This is a genomic window from Kitasatospora sp. NPDC093558 (genome assembly GCF_040683475.1).
Classification (GTDB): Bacteria; Actinomycetota; Actinomycetes; order Streptomycetales; family Streptomycetaceae; genus Kitasatospora.
Genome location: NZ_JBFBDY010001372.1, coordinates 1 through 1,086, shown reverse-complemented (window position 1 = coordinate 1,086; position 1,086 = coordinate 1). Strand labels below are relative to the sequence as shown.

Genomic DNA, 1,086 nt, shown 5'->3' with positions numbered 1-1,086 from the left:
CCTCGGATCCCGGGTCGGGCGTGCGGATCGGCCTCGCCGACGGTTCCGCGGTCGGCACCGATTACGCCTTCGTGACCGTCGGCCACGTCCCCAACCGGGAGAATTCCGCAGCCGGCGCGCCGATTCCGGCGGAATTCCCCTCGGCCGCCAACCGGCGCATCACCGATCCCTATCCGATCCCCGATAAACTGGCCGTCATCCCGCCGAAGGATTCGGTGGCGGTGGCCGGTTTCGGCCTGTCGGCCATGGACGTCATCGCCGCATTGACGGTGGGCCGCGGCGGCCGATTCGTCCGGGACGACGGGCGATTGCGCTATCGGCCGAGCGGCGCCGAACCGGAATTGCTCCTGTATTCCCGCTCCGGAGTGCCGTTCCGGGCCCGCCCGCACCGCACCCGAATGAACAGCCGCTTTCAGCCGCTCGTCCTCACCCGGGCGGCGGTGGCCGAGTTCCGGGAAGCCGGTCCCATCGACTTCGAGGACTGCCTGTTCCCGCTCCTGCTGACCGAGATGCGGATCGCCTACCACCGGTGCCGCACCCTGGTCGAGAGCGGTTCCGACACCGAGACGGCGCTCGCCGCCGAACTCACCGCGGCGGCCGACACGGACAAGCTCCCCGCGACGCTCGACCTGCTGGACCAACTGCACGGCCCCTTCGACCCGTTGAAGGCCTGGGACGACTCGGCGGCCATGGAGCTGCGCGACCGCGACAGCTACCAGGACTGGCTGGCGGAAACGATTCGCCGCGATCTCGTCGAAGCCGAACGCGGACTGGACCGCAGCCCTGTGAAGGCGGCTCTGGAGGCCGTCCGCGAGGTCCGCGACACCCTCCGCGACGCCGTCAACTTCGGTGGCCTGACCAGTGCCTCCCTCGACCGGTTCCTGCGCACCACCGTGCCGCTGTTCAACCGGGCGGTGGTGGGCCCCCAGAAGGAGCGGCACGCCGAACTCCTCGCCCTCGTCGAGGCACAAGTCGTGCGCACGCCGTTCGGCGCGGGCCCGTCGGTGCGCTGGAACGACGGCAGCGGCCGGTGGACGATCGCCTCCACCCGCCTCGCGACCCCGCACCGGGAGGACGTCGACTGGC

General features: G+C 70.9%; 1 pseudogene. It reads left to right on the top strand.

Annotation, left to right across the window (positions count from 1 at the left end):
- Window positions 1–1,086, top strand: a pseudogene (locus tag AB0O00_RS41075) (hypothetical protein); the annotation flags it as partial.